The 22,123-nt window shown below is 44.5% G+C and carries 24 protein-coding genes and 1 other RNA gene; 14 read left to right on the forward strand and 11 right to left on the reverse strand.

Annotation, left to right across the window (positions count from 1 at the left end):
* Positions 1-406 precede the first annotated feature (406 nt).
* Complete coding sequence (mscS, locus tag R7Z50_RS10820) at positions 407-1,273, forward strand: small-conductance mechanosensitive channel MscS (RefSeq protein ID WP_318149071.1); 867 nt, start codon at positions 407-409, stop codon at positions 1,271-1,273.
* 47 nt (positions 1,274-1,320) lie between these two features.
* On the opposite strand, the gene R7Z50_RS10825 is transcribed toward mscS, so the two are convergent.
* Both R7Z50_RS10825 and R7Z50_RS10830 read right to left on the reverse strand, forming a co-directional pair.
* The gene (locus R7Z50_RS10825) at positions 1,321-1,803 is read right to left on the reverse strand and encodes a YbaK/EbsC family protein (protein ID WP_005380994.1); all 483 of its coding nucleotides are present in this window, start codon (positions 1,801-1,803) and stop codon (positions 1,321-1,323) included.
* Between the two features lie 26 nt (positions 1,804-1,829).
* A complete protein-coding gene (locus R7Z50_RS10830) occupies positions 1,830-2,459 on the reverse strand; it encodes a LysE/ArgO family amino acid transporter (protein WP_005380992.1) in 630 nt (209 codons plus the stop codon).
* A gap of 147 nt (positions 2,460-2,606) precedes the next feature.
* Between R7Z50_RS10830 and R7Z50_RS10835 the strand changes: the two genes are divergently transcribed.
* Positions 2,607-3,503 (forward strand): LysR family transcriptional regulator ArgP, encoded by an 897-nt coding sequence (locus tag R7Z50_RS10835; RefSeq protein WP_213870794.1) that lies wholly within the window; start codon positions 2,607-2,609, stop codon positions 3,501-3,503.
* 208 nt (positions 3,504-3,711) lie between these two features.
* Positions 3,712-4,404, forward strand: coding sequence for an oxidative stress defense protein (locus R7Z50_RS10840; protein ID WP_005384550.1), 693 nt, complete (start codon positions 3,712-3,714; stop codon positions 4,402-4,404).
* A 71-nt stretch (positions 4,405-4,475) separates the two neighbouring features.
* Here R7Z50_RS10840 and serA read toward each other — a convergent pair whose 3' ends face one another.
* The 5 genes from serA to R7Z50_RS10865 all read right to left on the reverse strand — a co-directional run bounded on the left by serA (position 4,476) and on the right by R7Z50_RS10865 (position 7,799).
* Complete coding sequence (gene serA / locus R7Z50_RS10845; RefSeq protein WP_005384551.1) at positions 4,476-5,708, reverse strand: phosphoglycerate dehydrogenase; 1,233 nt, start codon at positions 5,706-5,708, stop codon at positions 4,476-4,478.
* A 274-nt stretch (positions 5,709-5,982) separates the two neighbouring features.
* On the reverse strand, positions 5,983-6,639 hold the full coding sequence (gene rpiA / locus R7Z50_RS10850) for a ribose-5-phosphate isomerase RpiA (protein ID WP_005380982.1): 657 nt from the start codon (positions 6,637-6,639) through the stop codon (positions 5,983-5,985).
* 53 nt (positions 6,640-6,692) lie between these two features.
* On the reverse strand, positions 6,693-7,292 hold the full coding sequence (locus tag R7Z50_RS10855; RefSeq protein WP_017633556.1) for a 5-formyltetrahydrofolate cyclo-ligase: 600 nt from the start codon (positions 7,290-7,292) through the stop codon (positions 6,693-6,695).
* Positions 7,293-7,297: 5 nt separating this feature from the next.
* Positions 7,298-7,482, reverse strand: a non-coding RNA gene (gene ssrS / locus R7Z50_RS10860) — 6S RNA.
* 8 nt (positions 7,483-7,490) lie between these two features.
* Complete coding sequence (locus tag R7Z50_RS10865; RefSeq protein WP_005384553.1) at positions 7,491-7,799, reverse strand: cell division protein ZapA; 309 nt, start codon at positions 7,797-7,799, stop codon at positions 7,491-7,493.
* A gap of 249 nt (positions 7,800-8,048) precedes the next feature.
* Here R7Z50_RS10865 and R7Z50_RS10870 point away from each other — a divergent pair, with 249 nt between their 5' ends.
* From R7Z50_RS10870 to R7Z50_RS10880, 3 genes are read left to right on the forward strand one after another with little or no spacing between them, the layout of a single operon-like run.
* Positions 8,049-8,627: a YecA family protein gene (locus tag R7Z50_RS10870; RefSeq protein WP_005380976.1), complete on the forward strand. Its 579-nt coding sequence runs from the start codon at positions 8,049-8,051 to the stop codon at positions 8,625-8,627.
* Positions 8,628-8,650: 23 nt separating this feature from the next.
* Entirely contained in the window at positions 8,651-9,829 is a 1,179-nt protein-coding gene (ubiH, locus tag R7Z50_RS10875; RefSeq protein WP_005380974.1) for a 2-octaprenyl-6-methoxyphenyl hydroxylase, read from the forward strand.
* A gap of 31 nt (positions 9,830-9,860) precedes the next feature.
* On the forward strand, positions 9,861-11,069 hold the full coding sequence (locus R7Z50_RS10880; protein WP_258636811.1) for an FAD-dependent 2-octaprenylphenol hydroxylase: 1,209 nt from the start codon (positions 9,861-9,863) through the stop codon (positions 11,067-11,069).
* A 65-nt stretch (positions 11,070-11,134) separates the two neighbouring features.
* Here the strand turns inward: R7Z50_RS10880 and R7Z50_RS10885 are convergent, their stop codons facing one another.
* The 3 genes from R7Z50_RS10885 to ygfZ form a co-directional block, all read right to left on the reverse strand.
* Entirely contained in the window at positions 11,135-11,341 is a 207-nt protein-coding gene (locus tag R7Z50_RS10885) for a DUF1107 domain-containing protein (protein ID WP_005380970.1), read from the reverse strand.
* A 639-nt stretch (positions 11,342-11,980) separates the two neighbouring features.
* Entirely contained in the window at positions 11,981-12,454 is a 474-nt protein-coding gene (locus R7Z50_RS10890) for an aminoacyl-tRNA deacylase (RefSeq protein ID WP_033907461.1), read from the reverse strand.
* Positions 12,447-13,415: a tRNA-modifying protein YgfZ gene (ygfZ, locus tag R7Z50_RS10895; protein ID WP_033907444.1), complete on the reverse strand. Its 969-nt coding sequence runs from the start codon at positions 13,413-13,415 to the stop codon at positions 12,447-12,449. The genes R7Z50_RS10890 and ygfZ overlap by 8 nt, the downstream gene beginning before the upstream one ends.
* A 189-nt stretch (positions 13,416-13,604) precedes the next feature.
* On the opposite strand from ygfZ, the gene R7Z50_RS10900 reads away from it, so the two are divergent.
* Together R7Z50_RS10900 and R7Z50_RS10905 are read left to right on the forward strand one after the other, a co-directional pair.
* The gene (locus tag R7Z50_RS10900) at positions 13,605-13,865 is read left to right on the forward strand and encodes a succinate dehydrogenase assembly factor 2 (RefSeq protein ID WP_005380951.1); all 261 of its coding nucleotides are present in this window, start codon (positions 13,605-13,607) and stop codon (positions 13,863-13,865) included.
* Entirely contained in the window at positions 13,834-14,295 is a 462-nt protein-coding gene (locus tag R7Z50_RS10905; protein WP_238854778.1) for a protein YgfX, read from the forward strand. Before R7Z50_RS10900 ends, R7Z50_RS10905 begins: the two co-directional genes overlap by 32 nt.
* A gap of 22 nt (positions 14,296-14,317) precedes the next feature.
* On the opposite strand, the gene nadB is transcribed toward R7Z50_RS10905, so the two are convergent.
* On the reverse strand, positions 14,318-15,931 hold the full coding sequence (gene nadB / locus R7Z50_RS10910) for an L-aspartate oxidase (protein ID WP_130544997.1): 1,614 nt from the start codon (positions 15,929-15,931) through the stop codon (positions 14,318-14,320).
* A gap of 554 nt (positions 15,932-16,485) precedes the next feature.
* Here nadB and rpoE point away from each other — a divergent pair.
* The 6 genes from rpoE to lepB all read left to right on the forward strand — a co-directional run bounded on the left by rpoE (position 16,486) and on the right by lepB (position 22,102).
* Complete coding sequence (gene rpoE / locus R7Z50_RS10915) at positions 16,486-17,064, forward strand: RNA polymerase sigma factor RpoE (protein ID WP_005380946.1); 579 nt, start codon at positions 16,486-16,488, stop codon at positions 17,062-17,064.
* A 26-nt stretch (positions 17,065-17,090) separates the two neighbouring features.
* A complete protein-coding gene (locus tag R7Z50_RS10920) occupies positions 17,091-17,717 on the forward strand; it encodes a sigma-E factor negative regulatory protein (RefSeq protein ID WP_005380944.1) in 627 nt (208 codons plus the stop codon).
* Entirely contained in the window at positions 17,714-18,673 is a 960-nt protein-coding gene (rseB, locus tag R7Z50_RS10925) for a sigma-E factor regulatory protein RseB (protein WP_005380941.1), read from the forward strand. Before R7Z50_RS10920 ends, rseB begins: the two co-directional genes overlap by 4 nt.
* Positions 18,674-18,675: 2 nt before the next feature.
* Positions 18,676-19,146 (forward strand): SoxR reducing system RseC family protein, encoded by a 471-nt coding sequence (locus R7Z50_RS10930; RefSeq protein WP_005380936.1) that lies wholly within the window; start codon positions 18,676-18,678, stop codon positions 19,144-19,146.
* A 158-nt stretch (positions 19,147-19,304) separates the two neighbouring features.
* Positions 19,305-21,098 (forward strand): translation elongation factor 4, encoded by a 1,794-nt coding sequence (lepA, locus tag R7Z50_RS10935; RefSeq protein WP_005380934.1) that lies wholly within the window; start codon positions 19,305-19,307, stop codon positions 21,096-21,098.
* 104 nt (positions 21,099-21,202) lie between these two features.
* Positions 21,203-22,102 carry a signal peptidase I gene (gene lepB, locus R7Z50_RS10940; RefSeq protein ID WP_042521273.1) on the forward strand — a complete coding sequence of 300 codons (900 nt, stop codon included), beginning with the start codon at positions 21,203-21,205 and terminating at the stop codon, positions 22,100-22,102.
* The last annotated feature ends 21 nt before the right edge of the window (positions 22,103-22,123 follow it).

A 22,123-nucleotide genomic window follows, 5' to 3' on the forward strand; every position in this document is an offset into this window, starting at 1 on the left:
CTTAAAAACCCGCTCTTTGAGCGGGTTTTTTTATGTCTATCACTTTCTTCCCCGCTGCTTTCTCCCGATATTTTTATGCGTTAGGTTGTATTTGCTAGTGAGATATCTCACCTTTAACGTTTTTTTAAAGAAAACATGGGAATATCAGTCTTAAGAGTGGCGAAATCAGAGTGCATTGCGTAACCTGTAACAAGTCAGTGTCAGAAAGCTCTGATAAAGTCTTGTTTTGCATATCTTTGCGAAACTCTGACTTTGAAAAAAGTCAGAGTTGGGATATTGTGCCAAAAATCTGACACTGTTCAGTGGAGCAATAGGGATGTTGTTTTAGAAAAGAGCCTTTAAAAAACAAGGTTCATAAATTAACGGCAATTGGATTTATATCTCTTTATTTTTGAGGATAAGAATTATGGCAGGTGAATCGGTGGGTATCGATACCACTTTAACGGATGGTCTAACTCAGGCTGAAACTTGGCTGACAAACAATTCAGATCTACTGGTTCAGTACGGTGTGAACATTATCTCTGCGCTGCTTATTCTGTTTATCGGTAATCTTATCGTTAAGGCAGTCGCTGGTAGTGTTTCTAAAGTACTAGAAAAGAAAAACATGGATAAGGCCGTCGTTGAATTTATTCACGGTCTTGTTCGTTACTTGCTATTTGTAATCGTGCTAATCGCGGCTCTTGGTCGATTAGGAGTTCAAACCGCTTCTGTTGTTGCTGTGATTGGTGCGGCAGGTCTTGCTGTTGGTCTTGCACTACAAGGTTCACTATCAAACTTTGCAGCAGGCGTACTTATTGTTGCGTTCCGTCCATTCAAATCAGGCGACTACGTAGAAATCGGTGGTGTAGCGGGTAGTGTTGAAGCAATTCAAATCTTCCAAACCGTTCTAAATACACCAGACAACAAAATGGTTGTTGTGCCTAACTCTTCAGTTATCGGCGGTGCCATTACTAACTACTCTCGCCATGCGACACGACGTGTCGACCTAGTGATTGGTGTTTCATACAAAGCAGACCTTAAACTAACGAAGAAAGTGATTCGTGAGACGCTAGAGAAAGATCCACGTATCTTGAAAGACCCAGATATCACAATTGGTGTACTTACGTTAGCGGACTCTTCAGTTAACTTTGTGGTTCGTCCATGGGTGAAAACTGCAGATTACTGGGGCGTATACTTTGATGCAATGCAAGGTATTAAAGAAGCATTGGATGAAAATGGTATCGAGATTCCATTCCCACAAATGGATGTTCACCTGAACAAAGTCGACGCTTAATCAAAAGCAGTCGATATTCAAAAGCGAGGCCAATAGGCCTCGCTTTTTTATATTTCGTAAAGGGTGTGATGACCAGCAAGTAAGAGGCGTTTTAGATGTTTACCTGCAAATCCAAATGTGAACTCAGGTAAGCCAGGCGTATACAGCAACTCTTGATGTTGATAGAGATTGGTATCAACAATGATAGTGATGTATTCCGGTAAGCCTATTGGGCAAACCGCGCCGGGTACGCAACCTAACACTTCGACCATTTCATCGTCATTACAAATAGAGGGACGTTTACCTGTAATCGCTTTAATCTGCTTGGCATCGAGGCGCGAGTCCTTATCTGTCAGATAAACTGCGTAACCTTGTCCTTTGAGTGTTAAAAAGAGGCTTTTGGTATGCGTACCCGTCCAACCAAGCTCTCTCGCAATGCGTATATCTGTCTCAAAGTCTAAGATGGCTTCGTGCTGCCATTCCCGAAAAGGAATAGAGAGCGCGTTGAATCGCTCTCTATTGTTGTTATAAATACGTTTTAGTGACTCCATGTCTTTGCTGCCTTACTACCTGGTGATTACCAATACTTATCAATAAGCTCACTCGCTAAGATATACGCTATTGTGAACATCATCATTGCGATTGCAATGTCGATGGTTTTTTTCACTTTTGGTTTAGAGAGTGTTGGACCTAGTTTGGCTGCTCCTATCGATAAAGTGTAGAACCAAACAAAGGAAGCCAGAATCGTACCTAGTGCAAAAGCAATGCGATCATGGCCTTCAAATTGTCCACCGATCGAACCTAGAATAACGACAGTATCTAAATATAAGTGCGGATTAAGCACAGTTACAGCTAGCGCACCTAGAATAACCGTTCGACGACCTCGAGCTACAATCTCCCCTTTTGATTCCGATTCACTCTCTGGCTTAAAAGCACTTTTTAGCGAGAGCAGTCCATAGAAGCTCAAGAAGGCAATACCACCAAGTGTCACCGACGTCAGTAAGATTTCATTTTGAGACAGAATTGCACCACCACCAAAGATACCTAGAGAGATGAAAATCATATCTAGCACGCTACAAATAGTGGCGGTTGTTAGGTGGTGATTACGCTTTATGCCTTGATTCAAAACATACGCATTTTGCGCGCCGATCGGAATGATCATTGATGCTCCTAAACCAAAACCTTGCAATAGAACCCACAAGCTCACACTTCACCTCACTTCAAAATAACAAATACATTTACAGAGAGGGGAAAGATAAAGCGTTTATCTAAATAAGTATAATTAATGATTTTAATCTTACATTAGATAGACTAATTTAACGGGAGGCGTTTGATCAGGAGGGAGAGGAAAGGTATGCGAGGGTTAGATTACAAATGGATTGAGGCATTAGACGCTATAGTTTATCAGGGTAGCTTTGAGCGTGCTGCCGAGCATTTATTTGTTTCTCAATCCGCCATTTCTCAACGTATCAAGCAGTTAGAGAAGTTTCTCGCGCAGCCTGTTTTAATTCGAAGCCAGCCACCTAAGCCAACGCCAATTGGTAAAAAATTGTTGGGTCTTTATCGGCGAGTACGCTTGCTAGAGCATGAAATTCTCCCCGAACTAAAAAATGATACCAGTACGCGACCTGTGCAACTCTCTTTAGCGACTAATGCAGATAGCCTTGCAACATGGCTACTGCCAGCGCTGCAAAATGTTATGAAGCAGCGTCAAGTTGAACTAAAACTGACTATCTATGGTGAATACCGCTCTATTGAAAAACTCAAAAGTGGCGAAGTGACAGGAGCGATCAGCTTGGAGCCCCAGCCAATCCCCGGATGCAGAGCAGACTATTTAGGTCGCATCGATTATGTTTGTGTCGCGAGCCCAGAGTTCTATCAGCGTTATTTTTCTAAAGGCGTAAATAATCAGACATTGGCAAAAGCACCGGCCGTTTCATATGACCAATATGATGATCTACATAAAACATTTCTTACCGAGCATTTTAACGTCAATCCTGACAGCGTTATTCATCACAACATCAGTAGTTCTGAAGCGTTTCTAAAAGTGGCGTTAGCTGGTGTTGCTTATTGCTTGATCCCCCGCTTGCAAATTACCGACGAATTAGACAGAGGTGTGTTGGTTGATGTGACTCCAGGTTTTTTAATGTCCCATCGGATTTATTGGCACCACTGGCAGTTAGAAACTGGGGTATTACAAGAAATCTCACACGCGATAGTGGGGTATGCGCAGCAGCATCTACCTCAATAAGTTTGTCAGAGCTGCATATCGTTAACTTAAGTGTGTTTTGTTTAAAAATTACGCCAATGTTACATAGTCAAAGTTGTGTTAGAAGTCACTATGGGTGCTTGGATAATCGGCGGAAGTTTCTATTATGAAACCACACGCTTTCTCAGCCATGATAGTGATGTTGGAATCTGAGATTAAGTACTTAATTTTGTATGGATGGATTTATTGAATGAAATTGTATTCATTTTTGCTGGCTTCAGCACTCAGCCTTACCAGTGCTTCAGTTTTGGCGAATACGCCAGAGTTTGCTCATGTTACGACAACGGGGTATGGCGAAGTGACGGCCACACCTGATATGGCTACGTTTTCTGTAAAAGTAGTCGATACGACAATGACGGCCGAACAAGCGAAATTGTCCGTAGATAAAACCGTTGAAGAGTTTCTAAAAAGCTTATCGGATGCCGGCTTGTCAAAAGACAATATTACTAGCTCGAATTTATACCTTGCTCCTCAGTACCATTACCCTAAATCAGGAAAAGCAGAACTTGTTGGGTATCGAGCATCTCGCAGTATTGATGTCACGGTGACGGATCTGAAAAACCTTAACCAATACCTAGATATGGCGTTAGAAGCGGGAATTAATCAGGTTGATAATATTCAACTTAAGGTAAGCAACCAAGCCGAGTATCAGCAAAAGGCACGAATGGCTGCGATTAAGGACGCAAGAGAAAAAGCAGGGTCATTAGCGACTGGTTTTGAGAAAAAGTTGGGCGATGTATGGCAGATCAATTACAGACAGATGCACGTTCAGCCTGTGTTAATGCGTTCAATGGCGATGGATAGTAAAGAAGGAGCGAATAGCTACCAAGATTCAACCATGATCATTCGCGATCAAGTCGATGTCATTTATAAGCTAAAGTAAGGCTTAGCAAACAGTAAAAAGCAAAAGGCAGGGAGTTACAACCCCTGCCTTTGTCATTTCTATTTCACAGTTTAATGCAGGATACGAGCACGGATTGTGCCTTCAATGTTTTTGAGCTTTGTTAGAGCTTCTTCTGAGCGTTCAGTTTCAACGTCGATCACTACGTAGCCTATTTCAGCGGCTGTTTGTAGGTACTGCGCGGCAATGTTAATGCCTTCTTCAGCAAAGATGGTGTTGATCTGAGTTAGGATACCAGGACGGTTCTTGTGGATATGAAGCAGACGAGAGCACTCACCACTGTGTTCTGGTAATGACACTTCAGGGAAGTTTACGCTTGAAAGTGTCGATCCGTTATCAGAGTACTTAGCCAGTTTACCCGCCACTTCTAAGCCGATATTTTCTTGTGCTTCTTGTGTTGAACCACCAACGTGTGGAGTGAGGATGACGTTATCGAATTTTTGTAAAGGAGACTCGAACGGGTCAGCATTCGTTTTTGGTTCAGTTGGGAATACATCAATTGCAGCGCCAGCAAGGTGACCAGCTTCTAAGCTATGGCAAAGTGCAGGAATATCCACAACGGTGCCACGTGCCGCGTTGATAAAGATGGAACCTGGTTTCATTCGAGCAAATTCAGCTTCACCCATCATGTTTTTCGTTTCCGGTGTTTCGGGAACGTGCAAAGAAATCACATCACATTTGTTCAATAGTTCACTCATGGTATGTACTTGCGTCGCATTACCAAGGGACAGTTTGTTCTCAATATCGTAGTAGTAAACGCGCATACCTAAGTTTTCGGCAATAATACCAAGCTGCGTACCAATGTGACCGTATCCGATAATGCCAAGGCACTTACCACGAGCTTCGTAAGAGTTGTCTGCACTTTTCTTCCAAATACCGCGATGTGCAAGTGCATTCTTTTCAGGAATACCACGCACTAGTAAAAGGATTTGCCCAAGTACAAGCTCTGCCACGCTTCGAGTGTTAGAGAATGGTGCATTAAAGACAGGAATACCGCGTTTTGCTGCTGCATCTAGGTTTACTTGGTTAGTACCAATACAAAAACAGCCAATTGCAACCAGCTTGTTCGCCGCATTGATTACCTCTTCGGATAGGTTCGTACGGGAGCGGATACCAATGAAGTGCACGTCTTTTACTGCTTCAATTAGTTCTTCTTCCGGAAGGGAACCTTTATGGTATTCAATGTTGGTATAACCAGCTGCTTGAAGAACTTCAACTGAAGAAGGGTGGAGTCCCTCTAACAAGAGGATCTTAATCTTTTCTTTTTCCAGTGAAACTTTGGCCATTTTTTCTCGTCCTTAAAATGGAAAGGTGGGCTAATGTGGCGCACATTGGGCAAAACTATTAAAAAGGGGATAATTAACAGTTTTGTAGGAAGACAAACGTTTCCCTGTGCGTCTTCTGTTCAATAAAGTAACAAAAAAAAATTGCTTTGGGTAAGAAAATTACGGAATAAGAGATAATTTTCTTATAGAAAGGAATAAAAAACGGTGCCTTGCAGCACCGTATGTAATGAAATAACAGAAAAGTGAACCAGATAGGTTCATTTTGGGCTGTTATTTATTCTTCAATTTTTGCACCTTCTGGTGTGCCAGTGATCACTACGTCTGCACCACGATGAGCGAAAAGACCCACAGTCACCACACCAGCGATGCCGTTTATTTTGTCTTCCATTTCTTTCGGGTTGGTAATTTGCATATTGTGCACATCCAGAATCACGTTGCCGTTGTCAGTCACAACGCCTTCACGGTAAGCTGGATCACCACCTAGTTTTACCAATTCACGAGCCACGTAAGAGCGTGCCATTGGGATTACTTCAACAGGCAATGGGAACTGGCCAAGTACGTCAACTGCTTTAGTGCCGTCAACGATACATACGAACTTATCAGAGATTGCTGCGACAATTTTCTCACGAGTCAGAGCCGCGCCGCCGCCTTTGATCATTTCACGTGCTGGGTTGATCTCATCTGCGCCATCAACATACACATCCAGCTTCATTACATCGTTACACTCGTATACTTCAATACCAAGCTCTTTAAGGCGCTCAGTTGAAGCGACAGAGCTAGACACTGCACCTTTAATATCATCTTTGATAGTGCCTAGTGCATCGATGAAGTGATTCACGGTAGAGCCAGTACCAACACCGACAATGCTGCCTTTCTCAACATATTTTAGTGCTGCCCAACCAGCCGCTTTTTTCATTTCATCTTGAGTCATGCCAATCTCCTGAATAGATGTTCGTTAACGTTTGCGGGCGTGATTATAGCGGCTTACTTGTCACTTTCCCATTGCCATATTTGGCTTGGGGTCACGATCTTAGGTAATGGAATGTCCCAGCTTTCAATTGGTAAGCGTTCTACATGTTGGCAGTCATGAGCGATACCAACAGGTTTAGCTCCCTCTCCAGTTATAAACCAACGTGACAGAGTACGATCGTAGTACCCTCCGCCCATGCCTAAGCGGTGTCCGATACTGTCGAACCCAACTAAAGGCGTGCAGATTAAATCAAGCTGGCGAACGGGTTTGAGGTGTCTGATATCGAGCTTGGGCTCTAAGATGCCGTACTTGTTGTAGACGAGCTGTTCATCACTTACATACTGAAGAAACAGTAACTGACCTTTAGAAAAGGGATGGATGACGGGCAGATAAACCGATTTTCCCTGTTGCCATAACCATTCAATGAGCGGTTTAGTATCAAGCTCACCGTCTGCAGAAAGGTAGATGGCAATATGTTGCGCCTGATCGATTTCAGGAAGTTGGGAAAATTGAGTAATAAGGTCGATTCCCGCTTGGTATTGCGTATCACTGCACAGAGCGTTGCGCTTTTCACGAATCAGTTTGCGGAAGTCTTGTCGAGAGAGGTCTGACATAGAGAGAATACCCCAGGGTGCCGTTGAGGATTGTGGCCCTTGAACCAGCTGGTTCAAGGCGGATCAGCAATGACAACCGTAGGCTTCTCGGTGCATGCCGAGCTTGCTCAATAGTTACCAAATACTAACCCTTAGGTATTGCTTATCGGCTCAGGGACTTAAATCCTGCTGACGCACACCCCAGGGTAAATTTTGTATTTACTGCTGTCCTTGCGTAACTTTGCTTAGTGCGTTCTCTAAAGACGCGGTGAGCTTTTCCATTCGCTCAGTAATTTCTTGCTGTTGACCATTGGATTCGTATGACTTGGTGTGCAACTCATAGCAAATATTCAATGCAGCAAAGGTCAGCAGTTGGATTTCATTGGTTACCTTAGTACGTTCGCTCATTTCTTTCAATCGGCGATCCAGATCTTTTGCCGCTGCAACAAGAGACTCTTCTTGTCCTGTCGGACAATTCACTCGTGTAAGTTTGCCTAATATTTCAACGTCGATCGCTTGATTGCTCATGATGAATAAACTCTATATTCGCGCTATCTAAGGTGTTGCTTCATACAACTACCGAGGAGCAAACTATAGGAAAACCGCTATTAAGATTCAAGCATTTCCCATCACAGAAAGAGAAATGATGACGAGATCACACAGGAATTGGGCAAATTGAACAAATGCTGTCCAAAATTGAATTTGATAGCCGTTTCAGACCACTAACCTTGATGGTAGGATATACCAATACATTATTACGTAAGAATGAGCCAAGTTATGAGTGAAATCACCCTTCCTGAATACCAATCTATTGCTGCTGAACTGCAATCGGCAAGCCTAGCAGTGACACCGGCGGAGTTACATGGCTTATTTGTTGGCATGTTAAGTGGTGGATTGGCGATCAATGATCAAACTTGGCAGCCGATTCTTTTTGACTACACCAATGATGGGATGGGGTGGCCCTCGACAGCACTCACTTTTGCTCAGAGCATATTCAACGTTACTGTTAATGAGCTTACTGGCACGTCAATGGAGCTGTCTTTACTATTGCCAGATGAGCCGGGCGAAGAAGGCTTATTCGCATTAGCTGACAGTGTGTCCGACTTTGTAAACCACTTTATTTCTGGGTTAGGTCTAGCAGGCGTTGCGCTTAATAAAGCATCTGATGACGCTAAAGAAGCACTGGCTGACTTAGAAGAGATTGCCAAATTAGGCATCGATGAAGATGACGATCTTGGTGAACAAGCGCAATTGCTAGAGCAAGTGATTGAGCACATCAAAGCTTGCGTACTAACGATTCATGCTGAATTTGGTGTTCGTCCTGAAAGCAGCGACAAAAAACCTACTATTCACTAATCGTAGACCGTCCAGAGGTTAGTATGAAGCAATATGATGTAGTCATTGCTGGTGGTGCCATGGCTGGTGCAACGTTAGCATTGGCGATTGACCATTTGTCTCAGGGAAAGCTCCGCATTGCCGTCGTTGAGCCTTTTAAAGCACAATCAGATATGCACCCTGGTTTTGACTCTCGCTCAATCGCATTGTCTTACGGTACTGTCAATCTGTTGCGTCAACTACAGCTCTGGACGTCAGTAGAACCGTTTGTCACACCCATTGAACATATCCACGTTTCTGACCGTTCTCATGCTGGGATGACGGAGATTACCAAGCAAGAGGTTGGGGTTGAAGCTCTAGGGTATGTTGTAGAATTAGCCGATGTTGGGCGTGTATATCAAGAATTATTAGACAGTAGCGAGTCAATTACGCTGTTTTGTCCTGACTCCGTTACCGATATCGAGCGCGAGCAAAACTGTACCCATGTGACGTTGAAAAGTGGTGAGCAACTTGAAGCAAAACTGCTGGTGGCTGCAGATGGTGCTGTTTCGACCTGTTGTCAGAAAATTGGTCTAGAACTTTCTGAGCAAGATTTTGAACAAGTGGCTGTCATTGCCAATATTGTGACTCAAGAACCTCATCAAGGTAGAGCCTTTGAACGTTTTACTGAGAATGGCCCTGTTGCTTTATTGCCAATGAGTGACAATCGAATGTCCTTAGTTTGGTGTTTGCACCCTGAAGAAGCCCAAGCCGTTCTTGAGTTATCTGATCAAGCATTTCTCCAGCGTTTACAGAACGATTTTGGTTGGCGTTTAGGCGCGATGAAAAAAGTGGGGCGCCGTGCAAGTTACCCATTGCTTCTTCGCCATCGAAAGCAAAATATTTCACATCGCTTTGCGATTGTTGGAAATGCGGCGCAAACGCTGCACCCGATAGCTGGACAAGGCTTTAATCTCGGTATTCGCGATGTAGTCTCACTAGCAGAAGAAATTGTGCAGCAAAGTGAGGATGTGGGTCTTTATCAAGGCCTGATGCGCTTTAGTCAACGTAGAGAAGCAGATCGAAGCGAAACTATTTGGCTAACCAGTGCCTTAGTGCATGTTTTTTCAAATGATTTACCCGCGATGCGAATTGGCCGAAATACTGCCTTAGCAGCGATGGATAACCTTTCTATTTTTAAGCAGCCGCTACTACGCCATACACTTGGCTTGGTAAAACGATGAACGGCCGCACTGAATTAGGTAATAAAAAGCAATGATGCAAAGTGTAGATATCGCCATCATCGGCGGAGGGATGGTTGGGTTGGCACTTGCTGCCGCGTTCAAAGACAGTGATCTGCGTGTCGCCGTTATTGAAGGTAAAGTGCCAGATGATTCGTTGAAAGAATTACCCGATGTTCGTGTGTCTGCGCTGAGCCGCTCTAGTGAGACGATTTTGCGTAAACTTGGTGCTTGGCAGGGCATAGAACAGCGCCGAGCTTCACCTTACCATGGCATGGAAGTATGGGAACAAGATAGCTTTGCCAGCATTGAATTTAATGCACAAAGTATGGCACAACCTGATTTAGGGCATATTGTTGAGAATCGTGTGATTCAACTTGCGCTGCTTGAACAAGTCCAAAAGCTCGATAACGTCACTATGTTTATGCCTGCACGTTGCGCGACTCTCGCGGTCGGTGAGCAAGAAAGCTGGCTGACGCTCGATAATGGCCAAGCCATGACCGCTAAATTAGTGGTCGGAGCCGATGGGGCGAATTCGTGGCTTCGCCATCAAATGGATATTCCATTAACGCATTGGGACTATGGTCATCATGCTTTGGTCGCGAATGTCAAAACTGCTATGCCACACAACAGCATTGCGCGCCAGATATTTACTCCTCACGGACCGTTGGCATTTTTGCCAATGTCGCAACCAGATATGTGCTCTATTGTTTGGTCCACGGAGCCAAATCGAGCAGATCAGTTAGTGGTGATGAGTGAACATGATTTCAATAAAGCGTTGACGAGTGAGTTTGATGCTCGACTTGGTCTATGTGAAGTAGTGGGAGAGCGTGCTGCGTTTCCTTTGAAAATGCGCTATGCGCGAGATTTTGTTGTCGAGCGAGTCGCGCTGGTTGGTGATGCGGCCCATACCATTCACCCATTAGCGGGGCAGGGTGTGAATTTAGGTTTATTAGATGCGGCCAGTCTTGCTCAAGAAGTATTAGCACTTTGGAAGCAGGGACAAGATATCGGCAGTAAACGCAACCTAAGAAGCTACGAGCGTTGGCGAAAAGCGGAAGCGGCAAAGATGATCGCTACTATGCAAGGGTTTCGAGATTTGTTCTCTGGCGAGAACCCTGCTAAGAAGCTTGTTCGTGGCATTGGCTTGAGTTTAGCGGGGCAACTGCCGGGAGCGAAAGATGAGATCATGAAGCGCGCGCTTGGTTTAAAGGGACACTTGCCGGATCTGGCGCGTCAGTAAGTGCAAAGCGAACTTCAAATACACAAAAGGCTGGTTAATCCAGCCTTTGTTTTATCAACATTTTGCTAAGCATATGCGCATCGGAGTTTCATTATTTCTTGATTGATCTCTTTGACCGCTCGGAAATGGCGTTGCTCTGCTTTCTCCGGCAGTATTAACTTACCGTTATCAAACTCGAATCTACCGACCCCGTAAATATAAATTCTTCCTTTAAAAAGACGACTTATATGTTTAGCAATCATACTTGGTGTATAGCGCTTAAACAGTCTCATATTTACTTTCCTTTTATCTAACCTAGCCTAGGTATTCTACGTTCTGGACGCGAAAATTATTGTGACAGCAATAGTATTAAATACAGATGTAGGGTGTTGCGTCAGAGAATTGTGTTGTCTTAGACAATTTGACAGTGTCATCTCTTAAATAGCGTGAGGATTACCCCAAAAATAACCTCTCTAAAGGAACCCTTACGCCAATACACTCCTTTTTACGTGACGCATTAAGCAATAGTTTTGTTACAGAATTAAGAATAGAACGAAAACGGTTGTTTGCTAGTTGTTCCTATTAAGGTCGTGCCTCGCGCAACACACTTTACGTTCTAACGATTAGAGGAAATGAAAGAGAAAAAGTTCCACGTAAAAAAAAGCCCGCTTCAGCGGGCGAATAGTCACAGATGCATTACACAAAAGTGGATAACTAACTGCATGAATGCTGTCACTCAGCTAGCTGACTCACTTTATATCGGTTAAGTGCTTGTTTGAAACTTAACCAACAAATTCAGCATATACGAGTTTTATCTTTGTGACTATTTATGTTTTATATGTGATTAAAAATTCTCATGTCTATTTTTGTAGATATGAGCGAGATCACGCAGTGATAGAAACACTACATGTCATTACATTGTTTTTAGACGATTAACGACAGATCTCAGCTACGGTCGGCTGACACAATTGGATAAGATCTTTAATAGAAAGCGCCAGTCCAGCCATGCGATCGCCACTGCTGATCGTGACTTCCTGTTCTTCTAGTAAGCTAGGGTCGAACACGATTGGCATATGACGTTTGAGTAGCAGAGGAGTGACAGTACCAATTTTGTAACCAGTGATGGACTCAACATCGGCTTGATCAACACAAGTCATCCGGCGATATTTCAGTAACGAGCGCACTTTTTTGGGATCAACGCTACGATCACCTGGCGCACAGGCGAGTGCATATTGATTACCCATGTCTCGTAGCAAGATTGCTTTCACCATTTGAGAGGGGCGAATGCCGCGTTGGTGCGCGGCATCCTCAATGGTGGTTGCTGGTCTTTGATGCGGTAACAGACGAAACGGAATGTGTTGGTCTGTGAGAAATTGCATCAAAGGAGTATTGATTGTATTACTCATCATCAAGACTGTAAGGCAGTGATTCGATTGTCCATTCACATTCTGGTTGCGCAACCAAACGAAGACGAGTGTCCTCATCGAGATTATTAGGCAGTACGATCAGGCCAATCGCGTGATTGTCACTGAACTGGTAGTGATTTAATAAAGCACCTACTGAACGCCAGTTTTCACCTACGCTGCGTTCGAGCTCAATTGGTTCGTCACTGAATGGAGCAGAAGTTGCACCTTTTACGATATACATCGCACGTTTATTGGTACCGCGATACTTCGCTCGTGCTACCGTTTCTTGTCCCGTGTAGCAGCCCTTTGTGAAGCTTATGCCTCCTAAAGCTTGCACGTTAAGTGCTTGTGGAATGTGAGCATTCTGCGCGGATGCAGAGACAAATGGTAAACCTGCCTCAATATCGAAACGATTCCAAAGCTCATTTGTCGTAAAGACAGCGTCGGTAGTTTCAACGATTTGCTGTGCTTCTGGCGCACTTAATATCAGTAACCAGCGATCTTGTGCAACTTGCACTGCTGTGCCACCGTCAACTGGGCGAACGCTGCCAGTTGTCTTGCTCATTGTTGAAATGAATTCGTCGGCTTTGACGCCAGCAACACCTAAGATAACGTCATCAGAAGCTTCAATCGTTACTTTAGAGAAAATAGCGTATTTCTTTATTTCATTAAGTTCTACGTCAATCGCCGATTTTGGTTGGATCATGCCGTAGCCATCATGATGATGGAAAAGGCGGAACACGCTCCACACTTTTCCTTTCGCATCACAATGTGCGCCCAGTGTTGATTGGTCTTGTTCTAAAGAAACAACATCGCAGGTAACCTGACCTTGTAAGTATGATTTTTTATCATCACCGATCATGGTGATCATGCCGAAGTTATCCAGCAGTGAGATAGATAACTCTGGAAGTACGTCTTGAGTTGAGAGAGGTAATGCTGAAAAACGAGTTTGCCATTCCATAATTACAATGCCTTTTGAAGATATTTTTCCGCTATGGTATACCCAAATAACCTTGAGATACTAGGGGAGCGATTTACGAATCAACATTTGTCTGCTTTCACTATCGTATTGTGACCCGCACACTAGTGACGTAGCACATCCCTTGTTACACTCCGCACTAACAACAAGACATCTATGAAGGAATAGTGAATGTACACTCCGGAAGAAAAAGCGCGTATTAAATGGGCTTGTCGTCGAGGCATGCTTGAGCTTGACGTAGTAATTATGCCGTTTTTTGAAGAGTGCTTTGATACTCTGAGTGAACAAGAGCAGCGTGACTTTGTTTCTTTACTTGAATGCGATGATCCTGATCTGTTTACTTGGGTAATGGGGCATGGCCGTAGCGAAAATTTAGGTCATGCAGCAATGGTTGATAAAATTGTCGCCCATAACCTCAGCAAAGTTCGTTAATTTTACTGCTTCTCCCTCTCTGACTGCCCGAGTCTTCAATGTTGTACTTTTCTTATTGATGACTTGGGCTGTTATCCTCTCTAGCATTCCGCTCGTATTATCGACTTATTTGTTATTACTGATTGTTAAGGCTCTCTCAAGCCAAGGCCTTGTTCAACCTACAAGTCATGGGCATTGGTATGTGCACTGCGATGGCTCGGTTAGGTTTGATGCCCTTGAATATGGCGAATACTCGGAAGATATTGAGTCCGAAAAGGGTCATTTACAGCGAGTCGATACATCGGCATCACCATTCAAGATAACATTCCAATTGCAATCTGGCCGTAGTGTTACGATTTGGCGTGATAGCTGTGACGATGAGCAGTATCGTCAACTATCTTTGGTATTACGCCAATGGGAAATGAAACAGGGAGCTAATGCTCCCTGCTGATTTAATAGTTTACTTGGCAAAGTTAAAGCTGTTTAGCTGGAACCAAAATCGTTGGTCCGCTGTTTTCCAGTTGGTTCGGATAATCAAGTGTGTAGTGCAAACCTCGACTCTCTTTACGCTGCATCGCACAACGAACCATCAACTCTGCGACTTGTAAAAGGTTACGCAGTTCTAATAAGTTGTTCGACACTCGGAAATTGCTGTAGTACTCGTGTGTTTCTTGTTGCAACAGTTGGATACGGCGTAAGGCGCGCTCTAAACGCTTGTCAGTTCGCACAATGCCCATGTAGTCCCACATAAACAGACGAAGCTCGTGCCAGTTGTGCTGAATGATCACTTCTTCATCACTATTGGTTACTTTGCTTTCATCCCAACATGGCACCTGTGAGGGTAGCTCAACGTTAGTGTGATGTTTTAGAATATCTTTTGCCGCAGACCAAGCATAAACCACGCATTCGAGAAGTGAGTTTGATGCCATGCGGTTAGCACCATGCAGCCCGGTGTAGCTAACTTCACCAATCGCATACAAATTTTTCAGATCGGTGCTGCCATTTCTATCCACCATGACACCGCCACAAGTGTAGTGTGCAGCAGGTACGATTGGGATTGGCTCTTTAGTCATGTCAATGCCCAAGTCCATCAAACGTGAATAAATGGTTGGGAAGTGTTTCGTAATAAAGTCAGCAGGCTTATGACTGATGTCGAGATACATACAGTCGGCACCTAAACGCTTCATTTCGAAGTCGATAGCACGAGCCACGACGTCACGCGGAGCAAGCTCTTTACGTTCATCGAAATCCGGCATAAAGCGAGAGCCATCTGGACGACGCAGGTAAGCACCTTCGCCACGCAACGCTTCAGTCAGCAAGAAGTTACGTGCTTCTGGGTGATATAAACACGTCGGATGGAACTGGTTAAATTCCATATTCGCTACACGACACCCTGCACGCCAAGCAATCGCAATACCATCACCAGACGACACATCTGGGTTAGAGGTGTATTGATAAACCTTTGAAGCCCCACCTGTAGCGAGAACCACAAATTTGGCTCGCACGGTTTCGACATGCTCTTCGTTGCGGTTCCAAATATAAGCACCGATAACTTTGTTTTTATCACCGCCAATTTTGTCTTCGGTGATTAAGTCCAGAGCATTATGACGTTCGAGAACATGAATGTTTGGATGGTTATGAGCGTTATCTTGCAGGGAGGTTTGCATCGCCATACCTGTCGCATCTGCCGCGTGAAGAATACGACGACGGCTATGACCACCTTCACGAGTTAAGTGGTAGCGAGGTTCATCGTCAGAGTCATCTTCTTCACGATCAAATGGGACACCACCGTCAATCAACCACTGTACACACTCTTTTGAATGCTCAGCAATGAACCTTACGGTCTCCTCATCGCAAATACCATCCCCGGCGATTTGCGTGTCTTCAACGTGTGAATCAATGGTGTCTGACTCATCAAATACGGCAGCGATACCGCCTTGAGCATAGTAGGTCGCCCCTTCGCTGCGTGGTCCTTTACTCAGCACCATCACCTTACAGTGGTTAGCAACGCGCAAAGCCAACGACAAACCTGCCGCGCCACTCCCTACCACTAATACATCACACTCATGTTCACGATTTGTGTTCATATAACTTTTATAATCCCAAGCTAAGGTAACAAAGTTACCTTGTGTATTATTTGCACACCATGTGCATTCCATTATCGCGACATCTGTCGCTAAGGGCTAAGTTGGGAGACCTATCGACGTCCGTGTTACTGCGGTGACTGAGCCACTCTTCTTTTTCATGCAGAGCATGAGCATGCTTCCTAAGTTATAATTTGTAACGCGGTGTTCAGATAGCCATTAGCCATGCAAATGAAAAGTAATAGTTTGTCAATGCCATTGCTTTTCCATGCTCGACCCAGCACAATCTGGGACAGAGATCATTCATTATACCCATTTCCCTCCAAGATGCTCGCTTGTCAAACTTAGACTAAAGTCAGGCAGCGGTGGTCATTTGGGTACAGACATCACACTGTGAAAAAACAATGACAAAAAACTTGAGAAACCATGGAACTTTCTCATTCACGTTAGGGTCACAATAGTGCTCAAGTAAGCAGTGGTGTCAATACTACGTTTTGCATAATTAGTACCCATATCTGAGAAGAGTAGGGGCATAACAAATAGGAGTATCCGCTCGAATGAACGAGCAGCTGACCGATCAAGTATTGATTGAGCGAGTTCAGAATGGCGATAAGCAAGCATTCAACCTGTTGGTAACAAAGTACCAGAATAAGGTATGTAATCTTATTTCCAGATACGTTAGTAATCCTGGCGATGTACCAGATGTAGCACAAGAAGCGTTTATTAAAGCTTACCGAGCTATCCCTAGCTTTCGTGGGGAAAGTGCGTTTTATACGTGGCTGTATCGCATTGCAGTGAATACTGCGAAAAATCACATTGTTGCTCAAGGGCGTAGACCTCCAGCGACAGATGTCGATGCTGAAGATGCTGAATTTTACGAAACAGGTAGTGCACTTAAAGAAATATCGAACCCTGAGAACTTAACGTTGTCCAAAGAATTGCAACGGGTGGTGTTCAGTGCAATCGAAGCTTTACCTGAAGATTTAAAAACCGCAATGACATTACGAGAGCTCGATGGCTTGAGTTATGAAGAAATTGCAGAAGTGATGGATTGCCCGGTAGGAACGGTACGATCGCGTATCTTCCGTGCTCGTGAGGCGGTGGAAAAGAAAATCAGACCTCTTTTGCAACGCTAGTACAAGTAATAACTATGGTGAAAATAATGGCTGACAAAGAAAAACTTTCAGCTCTCATGGATGGAGAATTGGTCGATAAGGCTTTAATTCAAGAGTTAGAGCAAGACCAAGAGAGCCGTGATGCTTGGCAGAACTATCACCTGATTGGTGATGTGATGCGAGGCGAAGCGCCAGCAAAACCTGAGTGGAATATTGCTGAAAGCGTGGCGTTAGCGTTAGAAGATGAACCTGCACACCGTGCGTTTGATTCGCACAGTGCAAATGTTATCTCAATTGCGGATACGCCAAAAGAGTCGCAACCAGAACCGCAAAAAGCAAAACGTCAGTTGCCAGGTTGGTTGACGCAGTTTGGTCAAGTTGCTGTTGCTGCATGTGTATCGCTTGTTGTTATTTTAGGTGTACAGCAGTACGGTGGTAGCGATTCAATGTCGCCGCAAACAGATCAATTACCTGTATTGCAGACGGTTCCGTTTGCTGGCAGCGCAGAACCAGTGAGTTTGACTCGTGAGTCTGTAGAACGTTCTGTAGGCGAGGCAAATATGCAAGAGCAGCGCAAGCGTGTTCATGCTATGCTGCGAGACTACGAATTGCAGTTACGAATTAACAGTGATGCATCTCAACAAGATGCAAATCTGAATCCGGATATTGAATGAAAAAATTTCTGATCAGCGCTTGCGCTCTGTTCAGTATGATGTCTTCTCAAGCCTTTGCTGGTGATAAGCCAGCGGAGGCTTTATTGCATCAAATGAGCGAGGCGAGTAAGAATTTAAGTTACGAACTCTCTTATATCCTTATCAAAAAGAACAGCATTGAGCCGTTGCTGTATCGTCATGCCACGCATGGTGACGATCAATATGCTCACCTTGTCTACTTAAGTGGCCCCGTGCGTGAAGTGATTCGTCGCGGAACTGAAGTAAGTTACATCGAAACGGGTTTAGAACCGTTCACCATCGAGTCAGGTAAAATGGTCGCTCCGACTATGCCTATGCTCAACACCAATATCGATGAGCTAAACTTGTATTACGACTATGTAAAAGTGGGTAGAGCTCGTGAAGCTGGTGTGGCAACACAAGTGCTGCGTATTGTTCCTAAAGACGGTCTGCGCTATTCATACGTACTATGGATCGATGAGAAGAGTAAATTGCCGTTACGTGCCGACCTTGTGGACCGCGATGGTGAGATGCTTGAACAATATCGCACTATTTCTTACACGGTAAACCCAAAAATCGCAGAGTTAATGAGTGGCCTGCAAGATGTTCAATTACCTGCTGTTCTCACCATGCCAAAAGGCGATATTGGGACCAGTAATTGGCAGGTTGGTTGGATCCCTGAGGGTTTCGAGCCGAACGAGCTCAACCGCTATCGAATGGCCGTTACTAATCAAATGGTGGAGAGCCAGCTGTATTCTGATGGTCTGTTTAGCTTCTCTGTTTACGTAGCAAACAAAGATGAGCATTCGTTAAAAGGGCAGTTGGTTCGCCAAGGCAGAAGAACGCTACACAGTTTTGTGAGCGGTCAACATGAAATCTCTGTTGTAGGAGACATTCCACCGACCACAGCACAGCGTATCGCCCAATCTGTCACATTTAATGTAACAAAGAGTAAATAACAATGATGACCGCGTTGGCTACCGTGACAGACGTGCATCGTCGCGGCAAGCAATTCGAAATTGATTTAAGTTGCGAACAGCAGACCAGTTGCAGTAGTTGCTCTTCACAGAAAAGCTGTGGAACGGGCGTTGTTACTAAAGCCATTGGTAACAAGAGTTTATCTTGGCACCTGCGCACGGATAAATCGGTGAAAATAGGTCAAGTCGTCGAGATTGGTTTTCCTGAGTCAAGCCTAATAAAATCAGCAATGGCGGTTTATTTACTGCCATTGTTTGGTTTGATTATCGGTGCGATGTTTGGTCACTTCCTATTAGCGCCGCTGACAGCCGGCGGGGAAGGCATCATCATATTGGCATCGGTATTGTTTGCCGCTGGTGGAATGTGGATCGCAAAACGTGTTTCTCGTCCGTTAGAAGATGAATCCAAGCGCCAAGTTACCCTCGTTCGGGTACTTGGAGAGCCAATCCAGTAAGTGCTGTCCCCCTCCACTAAAGGTTATTTGGGTATGTACTTTAAATTACGTGCGCCCGTTAACGAAATTCGGTAGAATCTGCCAACTTGATTGAAATGCCGTCAGTAGATGGCGTTTCTTACTGTCCCTATTTGTAAAGAGTTAGTCACCCTAAATCTATGAAGCACATTCGTAACTTTTCGATTATCGCCCACATCGACCATGGTAAGTCGACCCTATCAGACCGTCTAATCCAAGTTTGTGGCGGGTTAACCGATCGTGAAATGGCCGCACAGGTTCTGGATTCTATGGATCTTGAACGTGAGCGTGGCATCACCATCAAATCTCAGAGTGTGACGCTAAACTACACCGCTAAAGACGGTGAGACGTATCAGCTGAACTTCATCGATACTCCGGGGCACGTTGACTTTGCATATGAAGTATCACGTTCTCTAGCGGCTTGTGAGGGTGCGCTATTGGTTGTGGATGCGGGTCAAGGTGTTGAAGCTCAAACACTGGCTAACTGTTACACCGCGATCGAAATGGATCTAGAGGTTGTGCCAATCTTGAACAAGATTGACCTACCAGCAGCCGATCCTGAGCGTGTAGCGGAAGAAATTGAAGAAATCGTTGGTATCGATGCAATGGAAGCAACCCGCTGTTCTGCGAAGACAGGCATTGGTGTTGATGACGTTCTAGAGAACATTGTGTCAGCGATTCCAGCACCGGAAGGTGATCCAGATGCGCCACTACAAGCGCTGATCATAGACTCATGGTTTGATAACTACCTTGGCGTTGTTTCTCTAGTGCGTATTAAAAACGGCGAACTGAAGAAGAACGATAAGATCAAAGTGATGAGTACGGGCCAAGTTTGGGGTGTAGACCGCCTTGGTATCTTTACGCCAAAACAAGTAGATACCGATACCCTTCGTACTGGTGAAGTAGGTTGGGTTGTTTGTGGTATCAAAGACATTCTTGGTGCCCCTGTTGGTGATACGCTGACTCTAGCGAAGAATGGTTGTGATAAACCGCTACCAGGCTTTAAGAAAGTTAAACCTCAGGTTTACGCAGGTCTGTTCCCTGTATCTTCTGACGATTACGAGAACTTCCGTGACGCACTAGGCAAACTAAGCCTTAACGACGCATCGCTATTCTACGAGCCAGAAAACTCTGCGGCACTTGGCTTTGGTTTCCGTTGTGGTTTCCTTGGCATGTTGCACATGGAAATCATCCAAGAGCGTCTAGAGCGTGAATACGACTTGGATCTTATTACCACAGCACCAACGGTAGTTTACGAAGTTGAGAAGACGGATGGCGATCTGCTGTATGTTGATAGCCCAGCAAAACTACCAGCGATCAATGATATTGAAGAAATTCGTGAACCGATTGCACGTTGTAATATCCTTGTGCCTTCAGAGTACCTCGGTAACGTAATCACCCTGTGTGTTGAAAAGCGAGGCAGTCAAGTTGATATGGTTTACCACGGTAACCAAGTCGCTGTGACTTACGATATTCCAATGGCTGAAGTGGTACTGGATTTCTTCGATCGTCTGAAATCAACATCACGCGGTTACGCATCTTTGGATTACAACTTCCAGCGTTTTGAAGCTTCGAACATGGTACGTGTAGACGTTCTTCTTAACGGTGATACTGTTGATGCATTGGCGATGATTACACACAAAGATCAGTCTCAGACTCGCGGTCGTCAGTTGGTAGAGAAGATGAAAGAATTCATCCCTCGCCAAATGTTTGATATCGCAATCCAAGCGGCAATTGGTAACCACATTATCGCTCGTTCAACGGTAAAACAGTTGCGTAAGAACGTTATTGCGAAATGTTACGGCGGTGACGTAAGTCGTAAGAAGAAACTTCTGAAGAAACAGAAAGAAGGTAAGAAACGCATGAAGCAGATCGGTAACGTTGAGCTGCCTCAAGAAGCGTTCCTAGCCATCCTTCACGTAGGTAAAGACTAAAGTTGAACTTTGTCTCACACTTGTCGGTCTTAAGACGTTAGATATTAAAATAAGTGAAAGGGTTTCGGCTCTTTCACTTTCGTATTTTTAGATAAGGGAATTTAATGGCGAATACATTCTCACTGATGTTGGTTATTGCGACTTTGGTAACTGGCGTGGTTTGGCTATTGGAAAAGCTGGTTTTCGCGAAAAAGCGTCAGGAAAAACTGGCTGAGATTCAAGCTCAGACGTCTAATGGTTTGGATGCAGTGACCTTGCAAAAAGTAGAGCGTCAGCCTTGGTGGGTTGAAAATAGCGTCTCTATTTTTCCTGTGATCGCGTTCGTTTTAGTATTACGTTCTTTTATCTACGAACCATTTCAAATCCCATCAGGCTCAATGATGCCTACCTTGCTAGTTGGCGATTTCATTTTAGTTGAGAAGTACGCGTACGGTCTAAAAGACCCAGTATGGCGTACTCAGCTAGTGGAAACTGGTAAGCCTGAGCGTGGTGATATCGTGGTATTCAAATACCCACCACAACCAAGTGTGGACTACATTAAGCGTGTAGTTGGTTTACCTGGTGATATCGTGCGTTATTCAAGTGATAAGCAGCTTTGCGTGCAAAGCCTAGGCGAATCGGCATGTAAGCCAGTTAAACTGAGCAATGTTGAAGAAAGTCAGTTTAGCTCGAACGGTATTCCAATGATCCAACTGGATGAAAAATTGGGTAACGTTGAGCACAATATTTTGGTTAACCCTCTTGTGCGTAACCGCGTGGAGCAATATTTCCCACGCAGCGGAACGACAGAGTGGGTTGTACCACAAGGTCAGTATTTTGTGATGGGTGATAACCGTGACAACAGTGCTGACAGCCGTTACTGGGGCTTTGTTCCAGAAGCAAACTTAGTCGGTAAAGCTGTCGCGATCTGGATCAGCTTCGAGTTTGATCGTGGCGCAGATAGTGTTCTACCTTCATGGATTCCAACTGGTGTGCGTTTTAACCGCATCGGTGGCATTCACTAACCATTCAAATATCGAGAGAGT

The sequence above is a fragment of the Vibrio sp. 1249-1 genome (assembly GCF_033340495.1).